18 protein-coding genes are annotated in these 20,278 nt (G+C 61.8%); 13 read left to right on the top strand and 5 right to left on the bottom strand.

Annotated elements, in window-relative coordinates; all coding sequences use genetic code 11:
* Positions 1-237 precede the first annotated feature (237 nt).
* Positions 238-1,860, top strand: a complete 1,623-nt coding sequence (locus Q1A91_RS14040) for a thiamine pyrophosphate-binding protein (RefSeq protein ID WP_299878485.1) — start codon at positions 238-240, stop codon at positions 1,858-1,860.
* 143 nt (positions 1,861-2,003) lie between these two features.
* On the top strand, positions 2,004-3,095 hold the full coding sequence (locus Q1A91_RS14035; RefSeq protein ID WP_299878482.1) for a histidinol-phosphate transaminase: 1,092 nt from the start codon (positions 2,004-2,006) through the stop codon (positions 3,093-3,095).
* Here Q1A91_RS14035 and Q1A91_RS14030 read toward each other — a convergent pair.
* A complete protein-coding gene (locus Q1A91_RS14030) occupies positions 3,092-4,072 on the bottom strand; it encodes a 3-hydroxybutyryl-CoA dehydrogenase (protein ID WP_299878479.1) in 981 nt (326 codons plus the stop codon). The two genes, Q1A91_RS14035 and Q1A91_RS14030, sit on opposite strands and share 4 nt — an antisense overlap.
* Position 4,073: 1 nt before the next feature.
* A complete protein-coding gene (locus Q1A91_RS14025; protein ID WP_299878476.1) occupies positions 4,074-5,159 on the bottom strand; it encodes an NAD/NADP-dependent octopine/nopaline dehydrogenase family protein in 1,086 nt (361 codons plus the stop codon).
* Between the two features lie 182 nt (positions 5,160-5,341).
* Here Q1A91_RS14025 and dctP point away from each other — a divergent pair, with 182 nt between their 5' ends.
* From dctP to Q1A91_RS14000, 5 genes are all read left to right on the top strand, one after another.
* Positions 5,342-6,367: a TRAP transporter substrate-binding protein DctP gene (dctP, locus tag Q1A91_RS14020; protein WP_299878473.1), complete on the top strand. Its 1,026-nt coding sequence runs from the start codon at positions 5,342-5,344 to the stop codon at positions 6,365-6,367.
* Between the two features lie 69 nt (positions 6,368-6,436).
* Positions 6,437-6,940, top strand: coding sequence for a TRAP transporter small permease (locus tag Q1A91_RS14015; RefSeq protein WP_299878470.1), 504 nt, complete (start codon positions 6,437-6,439; stop codon positions 6,938-6,940).
* A gap of 27 nt (positions 6,941-6,967) precedes the next feature.
* A complete protein-coding gene (locus tag Q1A91_RS14010; protein WP_299878467.1) occupies positions 6,968-8,305 on the top strand; it encodes a TRAP transporter large permease subunit in 1,338 nt (445 codons plus the stop codon).
* A gap of 18 nt (positions 8,306-8,323) precedes the next feature.
* On the top strand, positions 8,324-9,037 hold the full coding sequence (locus tag Q1A91_RS14005) for an EthD family reductase (RefSeq protein ID WP_299878464.1): 714 nt from the start codon (positions 8,324-8,326) through the stop codon (positions 9,035-9,037).
* Positions 9,038-9,051: 14 nt separating this feature from the next.
* Entirely contained in the window at positions 9,052-9,849 is a 798-nt protein-coding gene (locus tag Q1A91_RS14000; RefSeq protein WP_299878461.1) for an aspartate/glutamate racemase family protein, read from the top strand.
* Between the two features lie 26 nt (positions 9,850-9,875).
* On the opposite strand, the gene leuD is transcribed toward Q1A91_RS14000, so the two are convergent.
* Genes leuD through Q1A91_RS13985 form a run of 3 tightly spaced genes read right to left on the bottom strand, consistent with a single transcriptional unit; the run spans position 9,876 to position 12,693 of the window.
* Complete coding sequence (gene leuD, locus Q1A91_RS13995; protein ID WP_299878458.1) at positions 9,876-10,487, bottom strand: 3-isopropylmalate dehydratase small subunit; 612 nt, start codon at positions 10,485-10,487, stop codon at positions 9,876-9,878.
* Entirely contained in the window at positions 10,487-11,893 is a 1,407-nt protein-coding gene (leuC, locus tag Q1A91_RS13990) for a 3-isopropylmalate dehydratase large subunit (protein WP_299878455.1), read from the bottom strand. Before leuC ends, leuD begins: the two co-directional genes overlap by 1 nt.
* On the bottom strand, positions 11,890-12,693 hold the full coding sequence (locus Q1A91_RS13985) for a GntR family transcriptional regulator (RefSeq protein ID WP_299878452.1): 804 nt from the start codon (positions 12,691-12,693) through the stop codon (positions 11,890-11,892). The genes leuC and Q1A91_RS13985 overlap by 4 nt, the downstream gene beginning before the upstream one ends.
* 136 nt (positions 12,694-12,829) lie before the next feature.
* On the opposite strand from Q1A91_RS13985, the gene Q1A91_RS13980 reads away from it, so the two are divergent.
* Genes Q1A91_RS13980 through Q1A91_RS13955 form a run of 6 tightly spaced genes read left to right on the top strand, consistent with a single transcriptional unit; the run spans position 12,830 to position 19,984 of the window.
* A complete protein-coding gene (locus Q1A91_RS13980) occupies positions 12,830-13,396 on the top strand; it encodes a nuclear transport factor 2 family protein (RefSeq protein WP_299878449.1) in 567 nt (188 codons plus the stop codon).
* The gene (locus tag Q1A91_RS13975) at positions 13,393-15,087 is read left to right on the top strand and encodes a hydantoinase B/oxoprolinase family protein (RefSeq protein WP_299878446.1); all 1,695 of its coding nucleotides are present in this window, start codon (positions 13,393-13,395) and stop codon (positions 15,085-15,087) included. The genes Q1A91_RS13980 and Q1A91_RS13975 overlap by 4 nt, the downstream gene beginning before the upstream one ends.
* Entirely contained in the window at positions 15,084-17,147 is a 2,064-nt protein-coding gene (locus Q1A91_RS13970; protein ID WP_299878444.1) for a hydantoinase/oxoprolinase family protein, read from the top strand. The genes Q1A91_RS13975 and Q1A91_RS13970 overlap by 4 nt, the downstream gene beginning before the upstream one ends.
* The gene (locus Q1A91_RS13965; RefSeq protein WP_299878442.1) at positions 17,144-17,764 is read left to right on the top strand and encodes a cysteine hydrolase family protein; all 621 of its coding nucleotides are present in this window, start codon (positions 17,144-17,146) and stop codon (positions 17,762-17,764) included. Before Q1A91_RS13970 ends, Q1A91_RS13965 begins: the two co-directional genes overlap by 4 nt.
* Positions 17,761-18,624: an isocitrate lyase/phosphoenolpyruvate mutase family protein gene (locus Q1A91_RS13960; protein ID WP_299878439.1), complete on the top strand. Its 864-nt coding sequence runs from the start codon at positions 17,761-17,763 to the stop codon at positions 18,622-18,624. The genes Q1A91_RS13965 and Q1A91_RS13960 overlap by 4 nt, the downstream gene beginning before the upstream one ends.
* Positions 18,608-19,984, top strand: coding sequence for an FAD-dependent oxidoreductase (locus Q1A91_RS13955; RefSeq protein WP_299878436.1), 1,377 nt, complete (start codon positions 18,608-18,610; stop codon positions 19,982-19,984). Before Q1A91_RS13960 ends, Q1A91_RS13955 begins: the two co-directional genes overlap by 17 nt.
* The last annotated feature ends 294 nt before the right edge of the window (positions 19,985-20,278 follow it).

Here is a 20,278-nt window from a genome sequence, read left to right as displayed (position 1 = left end):
TATTTCTGAGTGATTTCGTTTGTTATGTCAATCCGACAATTTTAGTAAGAATTAAATCGCCGACGGTCATACCCCATGAAACGCATCTTCCAGCGCAAGTTGCGCGCGACATCTCCGCACCAAATTCTGATTTTTCATCATATTCCCGCACCGTATTGAAAAAATACGCCAAATTCGCGGGCATCCCGCGCAATGCTCCTGATATTCAGGCCAGATCAGCAATCAACGGGGGCACCCATGGGCCAACATCTAAACGTCTATCAATCCATCGCACGCGCGACCCATGAGCATGGCGTCGAAACGATGTTTGGATTGATGGGGGATGCCAATCTGTTCATGGTCGACAGCTTCGTCCGGGAATTTGGTGGCCGCTTTGTGCCCGCAGCCCATGAAGGAAGCTCTGTCCTGATGGCGCTGGCCTATGCGCATGTTTCGGGCAAAGTGGGCGTTGCCACAGTGACCCATGGCCCGGCCCTGACCAATTGTGTGACTGCCCTGACAGAAGCGGCGCGCGGGCATATGCCAGTTGTCGTACTTGCGGGCGACACCCCGGTTGACAACCCGCGCCATCTGCAAAGCATCGACCAGCGCGAGTTGGTCAAGGCCACCGGCGCAGGGTTTGAACAGTTGCGCACACCCGAAACAGTCGTGATGGACGTGGCGCGCGCCTTTTACCGCGCGCAGGTGGAACGCCGCCCGATTGTGCTGAACATGCCTGCCGATTTCATGTGGCAGGAGGTCAGCCACGCGCCCCATGTGCTGGACGTGTTTACCGCACCCGGCGGGGTGGCGCAGGGCGATATTCTGGATCAGGCCATCGGCATGATTGCCTCTGCCCGTCGTCCGTTGATCCTTGCCGGCGCCGGCGCGGTGGACGCGCGGGAGCAGTTGATCAAGCTGGCAGACCGGCTGGAAGCCCCCCTTGCAACGACGCTGAAAGCGAAGGGGTTGTTCAACGACCACCCTTACAACATCGACATTTTCGGCACGCTGTCGACGCCAGCAGCTTACGATCTGATCGCGCAGTCTGATTGCATCGTCTGCTTTGGCACCGCCTTGCACGATTTCACAACGGATCGTGGCAAGCTGATGAAAAACAAGCGCATCGTGCAGATTGACGTTGAATCCACAGCCATCGGCGGCGGTCTGCACCCCGACGCCGCGCTAGTGGCCGATGCGGGCCTGACGGCTGAAACCATCCTCTACTGGCTGGATGAGGCCGAGGTGCCGCCAAGCGGTTTCACCCGCGAACTGGACACCGCAACCCTGACCGCGCATCCCACTGGTGCAGACAAAAGCGGCGAGGGTTTTGTGAACTACGTGCAGGCGCTGGAAACGCTCGAAGCTGCCCTGCCTCAAGACCGTATTCTGGTCACCGATGGAGGGCGTTTCATGACCGAAGTCTGGTGTCGCATCTCCGCGCCGAACCCCAAGAGCTTTGTGGGAACGGTCAATTTCGGGGCCATCGGGCTGGGCCTTCAGGAAGCGATTGGGGCGGGCCTTGCCGCACCCGACCGGCCGGTCGTGCTGTTCAGCGGCGATGGCGGGTTCATGATGGGCGGCATCAACGAATTCAACACGGCTGTGCGCCTTGGCATCGACCTGATTGTCATTGTTGCCAACGATTCCGCCTATGGGGCGGAGCATATCCAGTTCATTGACCGCAAGATGGATCCCAGCCTGACGGAATTCCACTGGCCCTCTTTTGCCGAATCCGCCAAATCTCTGGGCGGCGACGGTGTGGAAGTCCGATCAATGGCCGAACTTGACGCTGCGCTCGTCGCGCTCAAAGACCGCAAGGGTCCGTTCCTGATTGATCTTCGCCTTGACCCCCATGATGTGCCGCGCATGCGGATCTGATGCGGGCCGCGACTGTGGTTTTTGAAGGAGCGCTCCGCCTGAGGCCATAGGTGGATCAGAATCACAGGCGGACTGAGGGCTTGTGCCTTCCACGGTTCTGCCCTTTCACTGCATAGAGCGTGCAGCAGATGTCAGGACAGATCATGAGACCACAGCCCTATCTTGAACCGATGCCCCTGCGCGGCCGGATCAGCCGCGCGCAGCCTCTGGGGTTGCCGATTGTGAATGTGGGCTTCAATGAACTGCCCTATCCGCCTTTGCCGTCCGTCCTGACGGCCTTGCACAACACAACCGCGCAGGCGCAATCCTACGGGAGCCCCCATTGTGATGCGCTGCGGGATGCGCTTGCCGCGCAAAACGGGCTGGATGCGGAGCAGATCGTCTGCGGCAATGGGTCAGAGGAACTGCTGGATGTGATTGCGCGGTGCTTCGCGCGACCGGGGGATGCTATCCTGATCTCTCAATTCGGGTACATCCAGTTTGCCCTGACCGCGAACCGGGTGGGCGCGACCCTGATCAAGGCACCGGAGGCGGCCTTCACCACAGATGTGGATGCGCTTCTGGGGGCTGTGACAGACCAGACGCGGCTTGTCTTTCTGGCCAACCCAAACAATCCCACGGGCACGATGGTGCCGCTGGAAGCGCTGCGCAGGTTGGCACGCGACCTGCGCCCCGACATCGTTCTGGTGCTCGATCTGGCTTATGGCGAGTTTGCGGAAGCTGGATACTGCGACGCGGTGCACAAGCTGGTGGCCACACATGAGAACGTGATTGTCACGCGGACCTTTTCCAAAGCCTACGGCCTTGCCGGGTTGCGGGTAGGATGGTGCCATGCCGCCCCCTGGATGATCCCGGTGATCTATGCCGCGCGGGGAATGGGGACGGTGAATGCTGCCGCACAAGCGGGCGCGGTGGCTGCATTGGGGGAACAGGCCGGGATTGACAAGCAGGTAGCAGAGATCAAATCCGAACGGGCGCGGATTGCCGGTGCTCTGGGGCAATTGGGGTTGGAAGTGATCCCCAGCCACACCAATTTCATGATGGCCCGGTTTCGGGATGGGTCCGCCGACCTTACAGAAAAGCTGGTGGAGCACCTCTTTGATCAGGGTGGGTTCATCGTGAACCGCACGCGGGAGCCGGGGCTGGAAGATTTCTTTCGCTTCTCCCTGCATCTGCCGGACAACAATGACCGGCTTGTGGCGTGTATCCGCCGCTTCGCCGCAGAGGCGCGTTAACCCTTCACCGGCATCTTGTCCAAATGGCGCAGCATTTCCGCAAAGGCGCCGATGCGTTGCTTTTGGTAGGCGGGCACGTCCATACCGTCGTAATTCATGAACCCTTCGCCATCGCGCAACCCGTTCCGGCCCTGCGCCATGTTGTCCTGCACGATCCGGGGAGCCTGAAACCGGTCCTCCCCCGTGGCATCGGCCATGTAGCGGCTGGCATAATACAGGATGTCACCCCCGCCCCAGTCGATGAACTCCAAAAGGCCCAGAACAGCAAACCGGAAGCCGAAGCCGTATTTCGTCGCCTTGTCGATGTCTTCTGCGCTGGCAACCCCCTCTTCGACCAACCGCGCGGCTTCATTCATGGCCAAGGCCTGAATGCGCGGCACGATGTAGCCGGGGCTGGCGGTGCAGACCACGGGCACCTTGCCGATCCGTTCAAGCAGTTCTTTCAAACGCGCGGTCGTCTCCGGAGCGGTTTCATCACCGGGAGAGAGTTCGACCAATGGCACCAGATACGCGGGGTTCAGCCAATGGGCATTGAGGAAGCGTTCCGGTGCGTCCACGAACCCTTGCAGGTCGTTCGACAGAATGGTGGAGGTGGTGGAGGCGACGATGGCATCCACATCCGCGCACCGCGATACGGCTTCGAATGCGTCGCGCTTGGCTTCCAGCGTTTCGGGCACCCCTTCAAAGATCACCGGCACGGAGGCGAGTGCCGCCTCCATCTGATCCAGCGGGAAACAGGTCACGCGGGCGCAGACAGTTTCCACTTCATCAGCCTCCAGCAGTCCAAAGCCCGCCAGCATTGCGAGTGTCGCCTTGATCTCCTCCATTGCTGCCTGTTGCAGCGTGGCAAAGTCATCCGCACTTCGGGGTTTGGCGTCGATCAGCCGAACCGCGTGACCGGCATAGGCAAAGGCGATCGCGATGCCACGGCCCATGCGGCCCGCGCCAACGGCGGCGATGGTTTCCTTGTCGATCATGTTATGCGCCTGCTTTCAGTTTTGACTGTAGGTCATCAACGGACAGCCCTGACAGCCCGAGGTTTTCGAGTGTCCGGCCCGTCTGACGGAAATCATCGTCACAAATGGCGGACCCCAGCGCGAGCAACCCGGTGGCCGTTGGCGCAGGCACACCAGCCCAGTCGGCGACGGACACCAGCACAGCAAGACCCACCGCCACATCCTCGCGCATGTACCGATGTTCTGTCAGGATCAGGTTTTCGCGCCAGTCGCCACTGTCTGTCAGCTTTTCGTGGGCCGCGTTGCCGTACATCCATTCCTCCCCTTCGGGGTCGTAGTGATCCGCCAGCGGGAAATGCGGCGCAGCGTAGCCCAGCGCTTCGCGCACCGCCATGCGTTCCGCATCGAGCCGTGAGGTCACGCGGCGGATGGCAGGCTGGGTCCCTTCGTTGTGGATGTCCCAATGGTCAAAATGCTCAATGGGTCCGGCGTTCATGGTGATGAGCGGAGGATGGATGATCGGGCCTGCGTTCATCAAGGCGCCCGACAGCGCATCGCCTGCGGGTTCAACGGACGGATAGGCTCGCGCCAGAATGCGGTGGGCATGATCGGCGTTGCGCAGGGGATAAACACCGCTTGGCAACCGGGTTGCACGTGTGGTGATGGCGATTGTGTCTGCGCCGTGCAGGCGGGTCAGATAGGGCAGCGTGCCGGCCTCCGCCCAGGACACATCAGCGGTATTCCCGGACGCCCGCACAGCCTGCGCCATGATCCAGCTGCCAAAGCTGCCCGGCGGCAGGAAGACGACCTGACCGTCCGCCAGATGTGGCCCCAGAGCGGCGGCGATATCCGCCTGCGCGGTGGCAGGCGTTGGGCAGACGATCAGCTCCGCGCCCTGCACAGCCTCCCCGATGTCAGATGTGACCACCGCGATCTGAACCGGCCGCGTCCCGGCAAAATCCTTCAGCGTGAGGGTATTGTCAGCCGCCTGCAACACCTCCTGAGCCTGCGCGTTGCGCCGCCAGAATCGAACCCGGTGGCCTTGTTCCGTCAGATCGACTGCCGCCGCGATGGACCCGTTACCGCCCCCTAAAACCGCAATCTCCATGAATTCTGCCCCCGAATTTCAGCGTTGTTGCATATTTAAAATGTTTTCATTGCAAACCTTCGCCGGTCAAGGCTTTATACATGTAAACGCATGCAAGTTGATCTGCGCCAGCATACACCGCCTCAGAAGCGGGGTGTTGCGCGAGGAGTCAGGCGTTTGATGATATAATAGGGAGACGACCGATGACTTTTTTCAACCGGCTTTCACAAAAGGCCACAATGACACTGGCTGCGGCTGGCATGGCCGTGGCAATGGCCCCCACTCTGGCGCAGGCCGAAGACCGCGTCAGCGCTGTCCACGCCTTCCCCGATTTTCTGGTTTACACCAAGACCTTCCTGGCGATGGTGGATGACATCAACGCGCGCGGCGAAGGCATCGTGCAGATTGACGTGCGCGGTGGGCCCGAAGCGATCGGCATGTTCCAGCAGCCCGCAGCCGTGCGGGACGGTGTTGTCGACATGGTCCACACACCGGGCAGCTTTTATGGTGCAAACGTGCCGGAGATCGACGCAATGGTCGCCTCCCGCGTGACACCGATGGAGGCCCGCGCGAACGGCGGTGCCGCCTTGATGGATCAGGCGCATCAGGACCGGTTCGGCGTCAAGCATCTGGGCTGGATCGACGGTGGGATCAAATTCCACATCTACATGAATTCAGAGCCCAAGTTTAACGAGGACGGTGTTCTCGACCTCACCGGCGTCAAGCTGCGCGACAACCCGATTTACCACGCTTTCTTTGAGGCGATGAACGCCACGACAGCCTCCATGCCTGCAACAGAAGTCTATGCGGGTCTGGAAAAGGGCGTTGTCGATGCGGCCGCATGGACAGAGATCGGCATTCCGCAGCTGAAGTGGAATGAGTTCCTGAAGTACCGTGTCGATCCAACGTTCTACAACACGGACATTGGCGTGATCTTCAACGCGGAAGCCTGGAATGCGCTGTCGGCGGAATCGCAGGAACTGATCCAGTCTGTTGTGATCGAGTGGGAAGCGAAATCCTATGCCGACCGTCAGACCGAAGTGGCGGCGGATGCCAAGGTGCTCGCGGATGGCGGCATGACCTTTGTCAGCCATTCCGAAGAAGCCGGTGCAGCCTACCAGAAGATGGCGGATGATGCGGCCTGGGCGCGGATGTATGAGCGCATTGACGGCGGTGGTGCAGGTGCAGAGATGTACAAGGCACTGCGCAAGCACTACGCGGGTGAGTAACCCAGAGATGCCTATTGGCCCACCGTGCAGCATGTCTGCGCGGTGGTGCCTGAAAGTGGTTTTCCTGACATGATGCGCGTGATCGACCGGCTGTGTGATCTGCTGGCCATATTTGCCGGTGTTTACCTGATGGCGATCATGATGGGCATCGTCGTGAGCGCGCTGGCCCGCACCTTTGACATGTCCGGCGCCTGGTCGAGCCATATCTTCACCTTCGCAGAATTCGGTCTGCTGTATATCGTGATGGCCGCCTCGCCCTGGCTGGTCCGGCACCGGGGTCATGTTTTCATTGAACTGGTGACAGCCGCCCTGCCGCGGTCGCTCCAGCGTCCGTTCAGCCGCGCGGTGTCCGGTCTGTGCGTGCTCATCTGTCTGGTACTGGTCTGGTACACTTTCGGCGCGACCTACCGGGCGTGGGAGTTTGGCGATGCAGAGATGCGCAGCCTCGATATGCCCAAGTACCTGCTGCTGGGCGCGATGCCCATCGGATTTGGCCTGATGGGCGTGCAGTTCTCCCGCTTTGTCTTTGGCCCCGTAACATTGCACACCGGCGAAGCAGGCGTGCACGAATGACCCTCTCGAACGACGATCGGATGTTTCATGGAGTGGTTTGAAGCGCTCTTTTTCCTTTTGGGCATGATCCTGTTTTTCATGGCCATCGGCGTGCCCGTGGCCCTTGCCTTTCTTGCCGCAAATGTCATTGGCGCTGCCTATTTCATGGGCGGACGGGGGGACATCTTTGACCAGATGTCACGCGGGATCGGGCAGTTGGCGAACAATGCCATCCCGACGATCACCAGTTTCAATCTGATGCCTGTACCGATGTTCCTGCTGATGGGAGAGATCTTCTTTTTTACCGGCCTTGCAACGCGCATGTTTGGCGCGGTGGACAGCCTGATGGGCAAACTGCCTGCACGCCTGTCCTTCGTGACGGTCGCGGGCGGCACGGCTTTTGCCACGCTCTCTGGCTCTTCCATGGGCTCCACAGCGCTGCTCGGCTCGCTGATGGTGCCGGAGATGGAGAAACGCGGATACAAGAAACACATGGCCATTGGTCCCATTCTGGGAACCGGCGGACTTGCCATGCTGATCCCGCCGTCTGCCCTTGCGGTGTTGCTGGCCACGCTGGCGGAATTGGACATCGGCGCGTTGCTGATTGCGGGCATCATGCCCGGCATCATGCTTGCCATCTTCTATGCCATCATGATCCTTGGCATGGCCCTTTATGACCCTGATGCGGCCCCGGCCTATGAGCTGGACCCGACAACGGGCTTGCAGAAACTCAAACTTCTGTTTGTCGATATCCTGCCGATGGTGTCGGTTGTGATCGGGGTGATCCTTGTGATCATGTTCGGCATCGCCACCCCGTCAGAAAGTGCCGCGTTTGGCTGTCTGGGGGTGATCCTGCTGGCCGCCCTCTACCGTTCCCTCACGTGGGACGGGATGGTCAAATCGGTGATTGGTGCATTGAAGGTGACGACAATGGCGCTGCTGATCATCTTCGGCTCTGCCACCTTCTCGGCTTTGCTTGCGTTCTCCGGTGCGTCCTCGGGGTTGATCCGCTGGGCCACGGGGTTTGAGCTGGACCCGATCACCATGTTGCTGATCATGTTTGCGATCCTGCTGGTGCTGGGCATGTTCATGGATCAGCTGTCGATGATGCTGCTCACGGTGCCGATCTTCTTTCCACTGGCGCAGACACTTGGATTTGACCTGATCTGGTTCGGCGTGATCGTCCTGCTGGCGCTTGAGATCAGCTTTACCACGCCGCCCTTCGGGTTGCTGTTGTTCGTGATGAAAGGGGTTTCCGCTCCGGGTACGAAGATGCGGGATATCTACATCGCGGCCCTGCCGTTTATCGCCTGTTCGATGTTGCTGGTGGCGTTGCTGATCCTTTTCCCCGGCATTGCGACGTGGCTTCCAAGCCTTGGGCAATAGCAAGATGGGCTGGAGGGTATGAGCTTCACGTGGTTCGCGACTTTTCAGAACGACACCGGGCCGGGTGCGGAGATTGCGCAGGCTGAACTTGAGGCAGTCAATGCGATTGTCGCGGGCACGCCGGGGCTGAGCAGCGGGTTGATTTACACGCCATGGGCTGTTGACGGGCTGCCTTTTGATGATGGACCGCCGCCAAGGCTTCAGCTGCAACTGTATTTTGAGCACATTGAAGATCTGGAAAACGCCCTCCGCGCGGGCGGGCCCCTTCAGGCGTTGGCCGATCCGGATGCCCTGCCATCCCTCGCCAAAGGCCCAGTCACAGAGCAGGCAATGCTGGCCCGCGACTTTGCCGGTTCCCAAGGCCCGGATGTGAGCGGCACATTCTGCACCTTTCTGGTGCATTATCCGGGCCCGGCGGAGGATCTCAACCATTGGCTTCAACACTATATCGCCCACCACACCCCCGTGATGCGCCGCTTCCCCGGCATTCGCGGGGTGGAGGTATGCTCCAGACTGGATTGGTGCAGTGCGCTGCCGTGGGAGCGCGTGCATCATATGCAACGCAACAAGGTGGTGTTTGACGACGCGGAGGCGCTCAAGGCGGCGCTCGCCTCCCCGGTGCTGGCAGAAATGCGGGCGGATTCAGGCAGTTTCCCGGCCTATGCCGGTGGCAACGCGCATTATCCCATGCGGACTGTCCATGTTCATGGGACAACACCAAGAACGCCCTGAAGGAAGGATCAAAAATGCGGATTTTCTGGCAGAGCTTTGTGGATGCTGAGATCGCAGGCGCATACCTTGAAACCCTGCAATCCTACCTCAATGGCATCGCGGCAGCGGGTACCGAAGTCGAGGTCTTTGGCATGGTGCCCCCCGACCGCGATTTCGGTCGGCTGAGCGAACTGCGGTGCGGCATACAGGCGATTGATGCGGGGATCGGGGCCGAAGAGGATGGATACGATTGTTTTGTGATGGGGCACTTTCAGGATCCCTGTCTTTATGACCTGCGCGCCACCCTTTCGATCCCGGTCATCGGCGCGGGAGAGGCCAGTTTGCTGGCGGCGTCGCAGTTGGGCCGACGGATCGGGCTGGTGACACTGGACCCCGCGTTCGAGGTGATCCACCGCGAACAGGCTGACCTCTATGGTCTGGGCAACCGCGTGACCCATGTCACCGGGTTGGGTCTGACGCCCGGCGACTTCAATGCGGCCTTTGCAGGGGATGAGAGCAAGCGCGCGGATCTGTTGGCCGGATTTTCCGATTGCGCGATGCCGATGGTCGAGGACGGCGCGGACGTCATCGTTCCCGCAGGCATTCTGCCGGGGCTGCTGATCGGTGGGGAGCGTGGCTACAAAGTGGGAACCGCCCCGGTGGTGAATTGCGCCGCCGCAGCGCTCAAATCCGCGGAGATGTGGGTGCAGTTGCGCGCGCTGAGCGATCTGGAACCGAACCGTGGGACCAGTTTTGTGCCGTCCAACGCGCGGGCGAAGAAGGACTTTCGGACGCTGATGGCCCGGGGACAAGCTGCGTTGAAATCCGAGTAGGAAACGCAGCGCGGTTTAGGCCGCTTTCAGGACCGCTTGCGGGGCACTGTCCAGGGTGACGTTTCGGCATAGCGTTCTCTGAAAGCGTCGATCGCCATCGCATGTTGCTGTGTCAGGTCGATATCATCCCAGCCATTCATCAGCTTGATGCGCCAGTTTTCATCCAGCGTGAATGGCACGTCATGGTTCCCGAACGTCGCGCGGCAGGTGCCCAGATCAATCTGCACCTTGCAAGGGAAACCAACCAACATCTCGGCCAGTGCGTCGCTTGTGTCTGCATCGATCCGGGCAGGCAAGAGACCGTTGTTCACCGCATTGCTGGCAAAGATATCCCCGAAGCTGGGGGCGAAGACAACCCGGAACCCTGCGTCGACCAGAGCATAAACCGCCGCCTCCCGCGACGACCCGCTGCCAAAGTTCGCGCCCGCGACCAGCACGCTTGCCTGATCCACGGTGTTGAGCGGAAAATCCCGCCGCATCACGCCGCTCTCATCGCGCCGCAGATCGTGCAGCAAGTACCTGCCATAGCCTTCTGCGCGGGGAACCGACATGAACCGGGCCGGGATCAGCTGATCCGTGTCGACATTGGCCAGCGGCAAACGCACGGCCTGCCCCTCATGTCTACGCCACCCGGCCATTACGGGGTCCGCCCTGCAAGCAGGGGACGGACATCGGCGATGGTCCCGGTGACCGCCGCTGCCGCGACCATTGCGGGCGACATCAGATGGGTGCGCGCACCGCGTCCCTGTCTGCCGCGAAAATTGCGGTTGGTGGAGGACGCGCAGCGTTTGCCGCTCTCCACCAGATCGCCGTTCATGCCCACACACATCGAACAGCCCGACGCGGCCCATTCCAGCCCCGCCTCGGTAAACACCCGGTCCAGCCCTTCTTCCTCCGCCTGTGCCTTGACCCGTTGCGATCCGGGAGAGACCAGACCGGGCACTTTAGCGCGCCGCCCCGACAGCACCGCTGCCGCCGCGCGCAAATCCTCTATCCGGCCGTTTGTGCAGGACCCGATAAAGACCTGATCGACCGGTGTCCCGGCCAGATGCTGTCCCGCGGCCAATCCCATGTAATCAAGCGCAGCTGCCGCGGCTTCCGCCTTGGCGGGTGTCAGCGCCGCTGGGTCAGGCAAGGCCGCATCAATGGGCAAAGCCTGTTCCGGGCTGGTGCCCCATGTCACAGTGGGCGCGATGTCGGCCGCGTTTATCACGACCTCCCTGTCAAACGCCGCGCCTGCGTCGGAGACGAGGGAGCGCCACTCCTCCACAGCGGCAGTCCATGCCGGACCGTCAGGCGCATAAGGCCGCCCCTTGATATAGGCGAAGGTGGTCTCATCCGGTGCGACCATTCCGAACCGCGCGCCCCCTTCGATGGAAAGGTTACATAGCGTCATGCGTCCCTCCATCGACAGGTCCTGAATGGTACTGCCAGCGTATTCCACCGCATGGCCCTGCGCGCCGCCGGTGCCCAGCCGGGCAATCCAATTGAGCGCGATGTCCTTCGCTGTCACTCCCGGCCCAAGCGGACCTTCAACCGAAATCCGCATGGCTTTGGGCTTTTTCTGCCAGACGGTCTGCGTTGCCAGCACATGTGCCACTTCCGTGGCGCCGATGCCAAAGGCGAGCGCGCCGAAGGCGCCATGGGTTGAGGTATGACTGTCCCCGCAGTTGATCAGCAGTCCGGGCAATGTCAGCCCCTGTTCCGGCCCCACCACATGCACGATGCCCTGCGACGGGTCATCCAGATCAAACAGGCGCAGATCATGGCGCCCTGCGTTCTGGCGCAAGGTGTCAATCATCCGCGCGATCTGTGGGTCCGCAATCCGGCCGCGCCCGCGTGTCGGGGCGTAGTGGTCAACGACCGCAAAGGTCTGTTCCGGCACCGCCACGGCCGCACCGCGCGACGCGAGTTTTGCAAAGGCATGGTGCGACCCTTCGTGCACCAGATGCCGGTCCACCCACAAAAGGGAAACGCCATCCTCGCGCTGCAAGACCTCATGCGCGCGCCAGAGTTTGTCCAGAAGGGTCCGGGGCTGGCTCATACCGCCCCCTGCTCTGCCTGACCGATGGCGGGTTCCCAGTGGCGCCCCACACCGTCACCCACCCGCGCCAAGGGCATCTCAAGGCTGAACATGTCAGGCCGGTAAAGACCTGACAGATACTCCACCCCATTGCCCTCCACATCCCGGACTATGCGTTTAAGCGACAACAGCGCGGAGCCGACAGCAACCTCAAGCGCTTCGGCCACCTCAGGGCCAGCAAGGGTGGCTGAGACGGATTGGTGCGCCGCGTCAATCTGCACGCCGCTGCGCTCAAGCAGTTTGAAAAGCGGCGTGGTCGCGAGATCATTCTCTGAGTAGTTCTGCGCGATGGCGGTTGGGACATAGGTTGTCAGGTGGGAAAACGGCACCCCATCGGCAAGCCTGACCCGTGTCGCGATCTGCGCCTTCTGGGCCGGCGGCAACCCCATCGCCTGCGCCACGTAATCTGGGGGCTGGCTGTAGGAAAACGACAGCAGCCGCGCGGTGGTCGATTGCCCCATCTCCACCAGTTGCGGCATCAGCGTGTTGAAATTCATCGCCGTGCGTTTGTCCATCAAGGACTTGCTGCGCACGGTGGTCCCGCTACCAGCACGCTTTTCGACAAGACCTGTTTCGCGCAGCACATCCAGCGCGCGGCGCACGGTCACGCGGGAGACGCCATAGGTCTGTGCCAGCCGTTGCTCACCGGGCAGCGTTTCCCCATCGCACAACCGGCCATCGGCGATCTGGTCGCGCAGGGACAGATAGACGCGTCTGGCTTTGGCGCCTTCCGGCAGCGGGGTTGCGCGGTCGGGTTCCAAGGGTGGGTTTCCTCCACAGGGCTGATGGCTCGCCTTCCAGAAGGCCAAGGGTCGGGCGATTTTGCAAGTAAAACTTGACTTAAGCAAAATACACAAGATGTATTACAGATAATACAGATTTTGAAGGGAGGGTCAGATGCCTGTTGTCGAACTGCATGTTCTGGAAGGCTATGACGCGGATGCCAAACAGCGGTTGGGCGCAGCGTTGACGGATGCGGTTCGGCTGGTCGTGCCTGCGCACCCCGATCTGGTGACGATCATGATCCACGACCTGCCCGCCACGGATTACTACCGAGGCCGCAGCACGCGCACGCCCGCTCCCGCAAAACCCGATCCTGCCGGTATTGTGCGCCAATTCCTGACCGCGATGGAAGCCCGCGACCTGACCCTTGCAAAGTCTTTTCTGGCCGAAGGGTTCGAGATGCAGTTTCCCGGCACTGGTCCCCTGCACGCGCTGGAGGATCTGATCGCCTGGGCGCAACCCCGCTACCGCTTTGTCACCAAGGCCTACAACGGTTTTGACGTGATGCAGAGCCCGTCGGATGCCGCAATTGTCTATTGTCGCGGAACGTTGTCGGGTGAATGGCCCGATGGCACCGCGTTTGAGGGTATCCGCTTTATCGACCGCTTCGAAGTCGTGGACGGCACGCTCACCAAACAAGCTGTCTGGAACGACATCGCTGAAACAAGGGCTGGCTCATGACCGAAATTGACCCGATCACCCTGTCCGTTCTGGCAGGCCGGATGGAGCAGATCGCCGATGAGATGGACGCCACGCTGTTCCGCGCGGCGTTCAATCCGATCATCGCGGAAGCCCATGACGCGAGCCATGGGCTCTATCATGCGGCCTCTGGCGATACGCTGGTGCAGGGCAAATCAGGGCTGCCGATCTTCGTGGGGGTGATGTCCTTCGCCGTAAAGGCCGTCATTGAGAAAGCCGCCAAGGACGGTGATCTGGCGGATGGCGATATCTATATCTTCAACGACGCGCATATTGGCGGCACACATCTGAGCGACATGCGGCTGGTGCGGCCCTACTTCCGGGATGGAAAGCTCTTTTGCTATCTGGCCTCTGTCGGCCATTGGCATGACGTCGGCGGTGCCGTGCCGGGGAACTACAACCCGGCGGCGACGGATGTGTTTCAGGAGGCCTTTGTGCTGCCGCCGGTGAAACTGGCGCGTGGGGGTGAGGTCAATCAGGACATCATCGACATCCTGCTGCGCAACACCCGCCTGCCGCAGTCCGCCATGGGGGATCTGAACGGCCAGCTGGGCGCGCTTGATCTGGGCATCAAGCGGATGGATGAACTGCTGGATGAATACGGGAGCGAGACGATTGCCGCCGCACTGGACGCGCTGGGGCATCGTGCCGAAGCGCTGATGCGGTCGGAGTTGCAGGACCTGCCCGATGGCAGGTGGGAAGCGGAGGATTTCCTCGACAATGATGGGATCACCGACGACCCACTGGCCATCCGGGTCGCGCTGGAGATCAAAGAGGACCGTATGACGCTCGATTTCACCGGCTCTGCCCCGCAATGCGCGGGCCCTGTGAACATTGCGCTGCCGACAACCGTGGCGACGGCCTACGTGGCCATCAAGCACATCTTCCCGGCCCTGCCTGCCAACGCCGGTGTGATGCGCCCGATTGAGGTCGTGGTGCCGGAAGGATCGCTGCTGTCGGCGGAATTTCCTGCACCAACGGGCGGGTATACCGAAACGATCCTGCGGATGATCGACGTTGTCTTCTCCGCCTTTGCCAAGGCTGCACCGGGCCGGGTGGTGGCCAACGCATATGGCACGATCAACGCGCTGTCGATTGCGGGCAAACGCGCCAATGGGCAGCCTTGGGTGATGTTCAGCTTTTACGGTGGCGGGCATGGCGGGTCGATTGAGACGGATGGCTTGAACCACGGCAATGCGCCGATCTCAACCGCGACGATCCCGCCGATGGAGATCCTGGAAGCCGCCTATCCGGTGATGTTCCGGACATGGGCGCTGCGTCCGGACAGCGCGGGTGCAGGCACGCACCGTGGCGGGGTCGGTGCGGTGTATGAGATTGAAGTGCTGGAGGAAAATGGGGCGGAGGCATTTCTGTTCGGCGAACGTGGCCGCTTTGCACCCAAGGGCATCGCCAATGGCGCGGATGGTGCGATGAACGTCTTTTCCTTTGAGCAGGACGATGGGTGGGCGACGCCGCCGCTCGCTTCCAAAATGCGCGGGATCAAGCTGCGTCAGGGACAGGCCGTGCGGTTGGAGACACCCGGCGGCGGGGGGTACGGCCCCGCTGAGGATCGCGCGCCCGCGCATATCGCGCGGGATGTGGCGCGGGGGTTGGTCACTGCGGACCGGGCTGACGCACTTTACGGGCCTGCATGGCGGGAGGTCACGCCATGAGCAAGCGCATGATCGGTGTCGACGTGGGCGGCACCTTCACGGATGTTTTTGTACTGAACGAAGCGGAAGGCACTGCCACGGTCGCCAAGGTTCCGACAACCCGGCCCGACCAATCGGGTGGTTTTCTGGACGGGATCGGGCGGGACGTCAGTGACCTGTCGGAGATTGCGGTTGTCGTGCATGGCACCACCGCAGGCACCAATGCCCTACTGGAACGCAAGGGCGCCAAAACCGGCGTGATCTGCACGCAAGGCTTGCGCGACGTGCTGGAGATGCGGCGGCGCGACCGGCCCCGCACGTGGGGATTGCGCGGGGACTTTGAACCCGTCGTGGACCGTCGCAACCGTCTTGAAGTGCCCGAACGCACGCTGGCGGATGGGACAATCCGCACCGCCGTCGATCTGGACGCCGTGCGCGCAGCAGCGAGGCAGTTGCAGGAAGACGGCTGCGAAGCCGCCGCGATCCTCTTTGCCAATGCCTACGCCAATCCGGCGAATGAAGCCGCTGCGGTTTCAGTCCTGCGGGAGGTCTGGCCGAATGCCCATGTCTCTGCCTCTCACGAAATCCTGCCGGAAATACGGGAGTTTGAACGGTTTTCTACCACCGCGCTCAATGCCTATCTTCAGCCCGAAGTCTCGGGCTATCTGGGCCGACTTGAGAACGCTCTGCGGAACGGTGGCTTTGACGGGGAGTTCATGATCGTGCAATCCAATGGCGGGGTGATGGCGGTTGATACCGCCTGTCGTTTGCCGGTGCGGACAGCGCTCTCCGGCCCGGCGGCGGGGGTGATTGCAGCGGGGTACATCGCAGGCTCCGCCGGGTTTGAGAATGTCATCACGGGCGATATGGGCGGGACCAGCTTTGATGTCTCCCTGATCTCCGAAGGGCAGTCGATGCTGTCGCCCCAGACCTCCATCGACTTTGGCATGGTCGTGCGCACCCCGATGATCGAGATCACAACCATTGGGGCTGGCGGTGGCTCCATCGCATGGGTCGACAAGGGCGGATTGCTGAACATCGGGCCGGAAAGTGCGGGGTCGAACCCCGGTCCCGTGGCCTATGGTCTGGGCAATGATCGCCCGACGGTTACGGATGCCAATGTGGTGCTGGGGCGGATCGACCCGGACAACCCCATTGGTGGGAAACTGGAGCGGCTGGACGTCGATGCCGCGGCGCAGGCGATTGAAACGTATGTGGCGCAGCCGCTGGGTCTGAGCATGCTGGAAGCGGCAGAGGCGATCCTAACCGTGGCGAACAGCCGCATGGCCGGGGCGATCCGGCTTGTGGGGATTGAACGGGGATTTGATCCCAAACGATTTGCCTTCATGCCTTTCGGCGGCGGCGGTGCGCTGCATGCAGGCGCAATGCTGGCAGAGACGGGTATCGCGCGGGCGATTGTGCCGCGCTATCCCGGCGTGACCTCCGCCATGGGCTGCGTGATTGCAGACATGCGGCAGGATTTCGTGCAGACGATCAACACCCTCGTCAGCACACTGGATGAGACAGCGTTGGCGGGGTTCATGCAGGCCCATGCGGACGAGGGAATGGCATTGCTTGATGCCTCCCGCACCCGTTTCGAGGCGCGGGAGCTGAGTTTCGAGCTTGATATGGCCTATATCGGCCAGACCCATACAGTATCCGTGCCCATCGCCGTCGAAGTGAATGACGGCACCGTTCAGCCCCCCACGCAAGCTCAGATTGAAAGCGCCTTTGACACCGCTTATGGCGCGACCTTCGGACGCTTGCTGAGCAACGGCGTGCGGCGCATCCTGAACCTGCGCAGCGCGGTCACCGGCAAACGGCCCAAGTTCGATCTGGCCACCCTGGCACCATCGACAAGCGGCGTGGCGGCCCCGATTGCAATGCGGCCCGTCCACTTTGGCGATGCGTGGCACGACACCGCCATCTATGACCGGTTGTCCTTGCCGGTGGGCAGTGTGATCACCGGGCCTGCGATCCTCACCCAGCCTGACACAACCGTGTTGATCGAACCCGACCTGCAAGGACGTGTTGATGCCTTTGGCAACACGATCATCGAACCACAGGAGACACCCGCATGAGCGACCCCAGAACTTGGGACCTGTCCCGCACGGCGCTGCTGACGATTGATCTGCAAAATGACTTCATTCACCCCGAAGGGGCCTATGGGCGCGCCGGACAATCCGCCGAAGCCATTGCCGCCCTGCCGGATCGGGTAGCGCCCCTTGTCGCCGCCCTGCGCGCGCAGGGCGGGCGCTATGTCTCGGCGCAGTTCACGCTGGTGCCTGACAGCGATGGCACGCCCCTGATTGCCCCGCATCTAAAGGAGCTTCGCCCCTTTCTGGACAAGGGCGATTTCGCGCCGGGGTCCTTTGGACATACGGTGGTCGATGTCCTGCATCCTGCTGATTTCGTGATCGAAAAGGTCGCCTATTCCGCCTTTTACCAGACCCGGCTTGAATACATCATGCGCGCAGTGGGCATTGATCATCTGATCGTCGGGGGAATTGTCACCAACGGCGGTGTCGCCTCTACCCTGCGGGACGCACATCTGCGCAACATCGAAACAGTCATGTTGAGCGATGGGTGCGCGGCTTTCAAACATGAGGTGCACGACGCGACGCTGCTGTCGCTTGGGACCGTGACCCATCAGATGACCTGTGCAGAAGCCCGGACATGGCTGGAGGGCGCGGCATGACCCTCAAATCCCGCCTGCAAAGTGACCGCATTCTGGTTGCTCCCGGTGTCTATGACGGTCTGACCGCCGCACTGGCTACTGACGCGGGGTTCGAGGCGCTCTACCTCAGTGGGGCTGCTGTCGCCTACACCCGCCTGGGGCGCCCTGACATTGGCCTGAGCACAGCAAGTGAAATGGCCGACACCATGGCGTTGATCGCGGACCGCACGCCGCTGCCGGTGATCATCGACGCGGATACCGGTTTCGGCAATGCGCTCAACGCGCAACGCACCATGCGGGTCTATGAACGTGCCGGTGCCGCGGCCTTGCAACTGGAGGATCAAAGCTACCCCAAACGGTGCGGGCATCTGGCGGACAAGTCCCTGATCCCGGCGGCTGAAATGGCCGGCAAAATCGCTGCCATGGCCGACGCGCGGGCACGTGCGGACACGTTGATCATCGCCCGGACCGATGCCATCGCGGTTGAGGGGTTCTCCGCCGCGCTGGACCGGGCAGAAACCTATCTGACGGCCGGGGCTGACGTCCTTTTCATCGAAGCACCCCAGACCCGCAGCCAATTGCAGACGATTGGCCAGCAGTTTGCCGGGCGCATCCCGCTTCTGGCGAACATGGTCGAAGGCGGGGAAACACCGATGACCGGTGCGGATGATCTGGAGCAACAGGGTTTCTCCATCGTCATCTTTCCCGGTGGCATTGTCCGGGCGCTGGGGCGCACCGCGCAGGCGTACTACCAAAGCCTGCATAGCAATGGCAGCAACACCCCCTTTGCGGATCGCATGTTCGACTTTGCCGGTCTGAACAAGGTGATCGGCACGCAGGAACAGTTGGACAAAGGGGCGCGCTATGACGCCAAAGGCTGAGGTTCTGCCGCCCCCGGATGCCTATGACCTTAGCTGTGAGACCCTGATCATCGGGGCCGGCGCCTGCGGGATGGTGGCTGCCCTGTCGGCCCATGAGGCGGGGCAGCAGGTTCTGGTGATCGAAGCCGACGCCGTGCCCAGCGGATCAACCGCGCTGTCCGCAGGATTGATCCCGGCAGCGGGGACGCGGGCTCAACAGGCGGCGGGGATCGCGGATTCCGCCGCACGCTTCGCAGCCGACATTCAGGCCAAAGCCAAGGGCCAGAACGATGCCGCGCTTGTGGATCTGTTGGCCGGACAGGCCGCTGAGGTCATCGAATGGCTGACAGAGGCCCATGGTCTGCCCTTCTCCGTCGTGACGGACTTTGACTACCCCGGCCACACAAGCCGGCGCATGCACGGGCTGCCGACGCGCTCAGGCGCGGAGTTGATCGACGCCCTGCGCAGCCGCTGCGAAGCGCTTGAGATCGACATTGTCTGCGAACGCCGTGCTGCGACACTGTTCCACGCGGATGGCGCGATCACAGGGGTGGCAGTCACATTGCCCGACGGCGGGCAGGAAACCATCGGATGTGACCGCCTGATCCTCGCCTGCAACGGTTTTGGCGGCAACCGCGCCCTGGTGGCCCAGCACATGCCAGAGATTACAGAGGCGGTGTGGTTCGGCCATGATGGGAACCGCGGCGAAGCCGTTCTGTGGGCCGATGCAATCGGTGCCCAAACCATGCACCTGGGTGCGTATCAGGGGCATGGCAACGTCGCCCACCCCCACGGCATCCTGATCACATGGGCAGTGATCACCGAAGGGGGTTTTCAGGTGAACCGGGACGGCCGACGGTTTTGGGATGAAACACAAGGGTACTCCGAAGCCGCCCGCGCGGTGCTGTCGCAGCCAGGACAGCAGGCCTATGCGATCTTTGATGCCCGCATCGCGGCAATTGCCCGCCAGTTCGAGGATTTCAAACGTGCCGAAGCAACGGGCGCGGTGCAGACAAGCGATACAATCACGGGTCTGGCAGAAGGGCTGGGCCTGCCTGCGGATCAGCTGCATCAGACCGTTGAGGGGATACCGCTCGGCGGCACCGACGCCTTTGGCCGGGCGTTCACAGACACCCCACTCTCCCCGCCCTTCTGCGGCGTGAAAGTGACGGGGGCCCTGTTCCACACCCAGGGCGGATTGAAGGTGAACACGGCCGCACAGGTTCTGCGGATGGATGGCACCGCGTTCGGGACACTCTACGCCGGCGGCGGCGCGGCATGTGGTGTCTCCGGCAGCGGTGACAGCGGGTATCTGTCGGGCAACGGACTGCTGAGTGCGGTGGTGCTGGGGCGGCAGGCGGGGATGGCAGGTTCCGCGTGAGCGCGGCGGTTCGTTGCCTGCGCACTGCGCCGGGACGGCGGATGGTGTGCGAGAGGTGTGGCGGAGACGAAGGGAGAATGTTCCACTTTGATCGCCGTATTGTTTTCCAAGAGGTTACACTGTGCCCAGCCCCCAGGGTGTTTGAAAACTGTAGCAGGTACCTGAGCAGTGTGAAACAGAAAGCCGCCACCCATGCGAAGGATTGATCGAACTTTTCGTGTGCTCGATCCGTTCTGGTGCAGTTGCGTGGATTGGACCATAGAGATCACATGAAGGACAATCTCGGCTTGGGAA

It is taken from the genome of uncultured Sulfitobacter sp., assembly GCF_947500075.1.
Lineage (GTDB): Bacteria > Pseudomonadota > Alphaproteobacteria > Rhodobacterales > Rhodobacteraceae > Sulfitobacter.
The sequence above is the reverse complement of the archived record's forward strand: the minus strand, read 5'-3'. Positions and strand labels throughout refer to the sequence as shown.

What these genes read in the sequence shown, in the direction of transcription:
- Q1A91_RS13955 (WP_299878436.1), top strand. Translation starts at nt 18,608, where the DNA reads ATGACGCCAAAGGCTGAGGTTCTGCCGCCCCCGGATGCCTATGACCTT.
- Q1A91_RS14015 (WP_299878470.1), top strand. Translation starts at nt 6,437, where the DNA reads ATGATGCGCGTGATCGACCGGCTGTGTGATCTGCTGGCCATATTTGCC.
- dctP (WP_299878473.1), top strand. Translation starts at nt 5,342, where the DNA reads ATGACTTTTTTCAACCGGCTTTCACAAAAGGCCACAATGACACTGGCT.
- Q1A91_RS14010 (WP_299878467.1), top strand. Translation starts at nt 6,968, where the DNA reads ATGGAGTGGTTTGAAGCGCTCTTTTTCCTTTTGGGCATGATCCTGTTT.
- Q1A91_RS14025 (WP_299878476.1), bottom strand. Translation starts at nt 5,159, where the DNA reads ATGGAGATTGCGGTTTTAGGGGGCGGTAACGGGTCCATCGCGGCGGCA.
- Q1A91_RS13965 (WP_299878442.1), top strand. Translation starts at nt 17,144, where the DNA reads ATGAGCGACCCCAGAACTTGGGACCTGTCCCGCACGGCGCTGCTGACG.
- leuC (WP_299878455.1), bottom strand. Translation starts at nt 11,893, where the DNA reads ATGAGCCAGCCCCGGACCCTTCTGGACAAACTCTGGCGCGCGCATGAG.
- Q1A91_RS14000 (WP_299878461.1), top strand. Translation starts at nt 9,052, where the DNA reads ATGCGGATTTTCTGGCAGAGCTTTGTGGATGCTGAGATCGCAGGCGCA.
- Q1A91_RS13980 (WP_299878449.1), top strand. Translation starts at nt 12,830, where the DNA reads ATGCCTGTTGTCGAACTGCATGTTCTGGAAGGCTATGACGCGGATGCC.
- Q1A91_RS13960 (WP_299878439.1), top strand. Translation starts at nt 17,761, where the DNA reads ATGACCCTCAAATCCCGCCTGCAAAGTGACCGCATTCTGGTTGCTCCC.
- Q1A91_RS14040 (WP_299878485.1), top strand. Translation starts at nt 238, where the DNA reads ATGGGCCAACATCTAAACGTCTATCAATCCATCGCACGCGCGACCCAT.
- Q1A91_RS14030 (WP_299878479.1), bottom strand. Translation starts at nt 4,072, where the DNA reads ATGATCGACAAGGAAACCATCGCCGCCGTTGGCGCGGGCCGCATGGGC.
- Q1A91_RS14005 (WP_299878464.1), top strand. Translation starts at nt 8,324, where the DNA reads ATGAGCTTCACGTGGTTCGCGACTTTTCAGAACGACACCGGGCCGGGT.
- Q1A91_RS14035 (WP_299878482.1), top strand. Translation starts at nt 2,004, where the DNA reads ATGAGACCACAGCCCTATCTTGAACCGATGCCCCTGCGCGGCCGGATC.
- Q1A91_RS13975 (WP_299878446.1), top strand. Translation starts at nt 13,393, where the DNA reads ATGACCGAAATTGACCCGATCACCCTGTCCGTTCTGGCAGGCCGGATG.
- Q1A91_RS13970 (WP_299878444.1), top strand. Translation starts at nt 15,084, where the DNA reads ATGAGCAAGCGCATGATCGGTGTCGACGTGGGCGGCACCTTCACGGAT.
- leuD (WP_299878458.1), bottom strand. Translation starts at nt 10,487, where the DNA reads ATGGCCGGGTGGCGTAGACATGAGGGGCAGGCCGTGCGTTTGCCGCTG.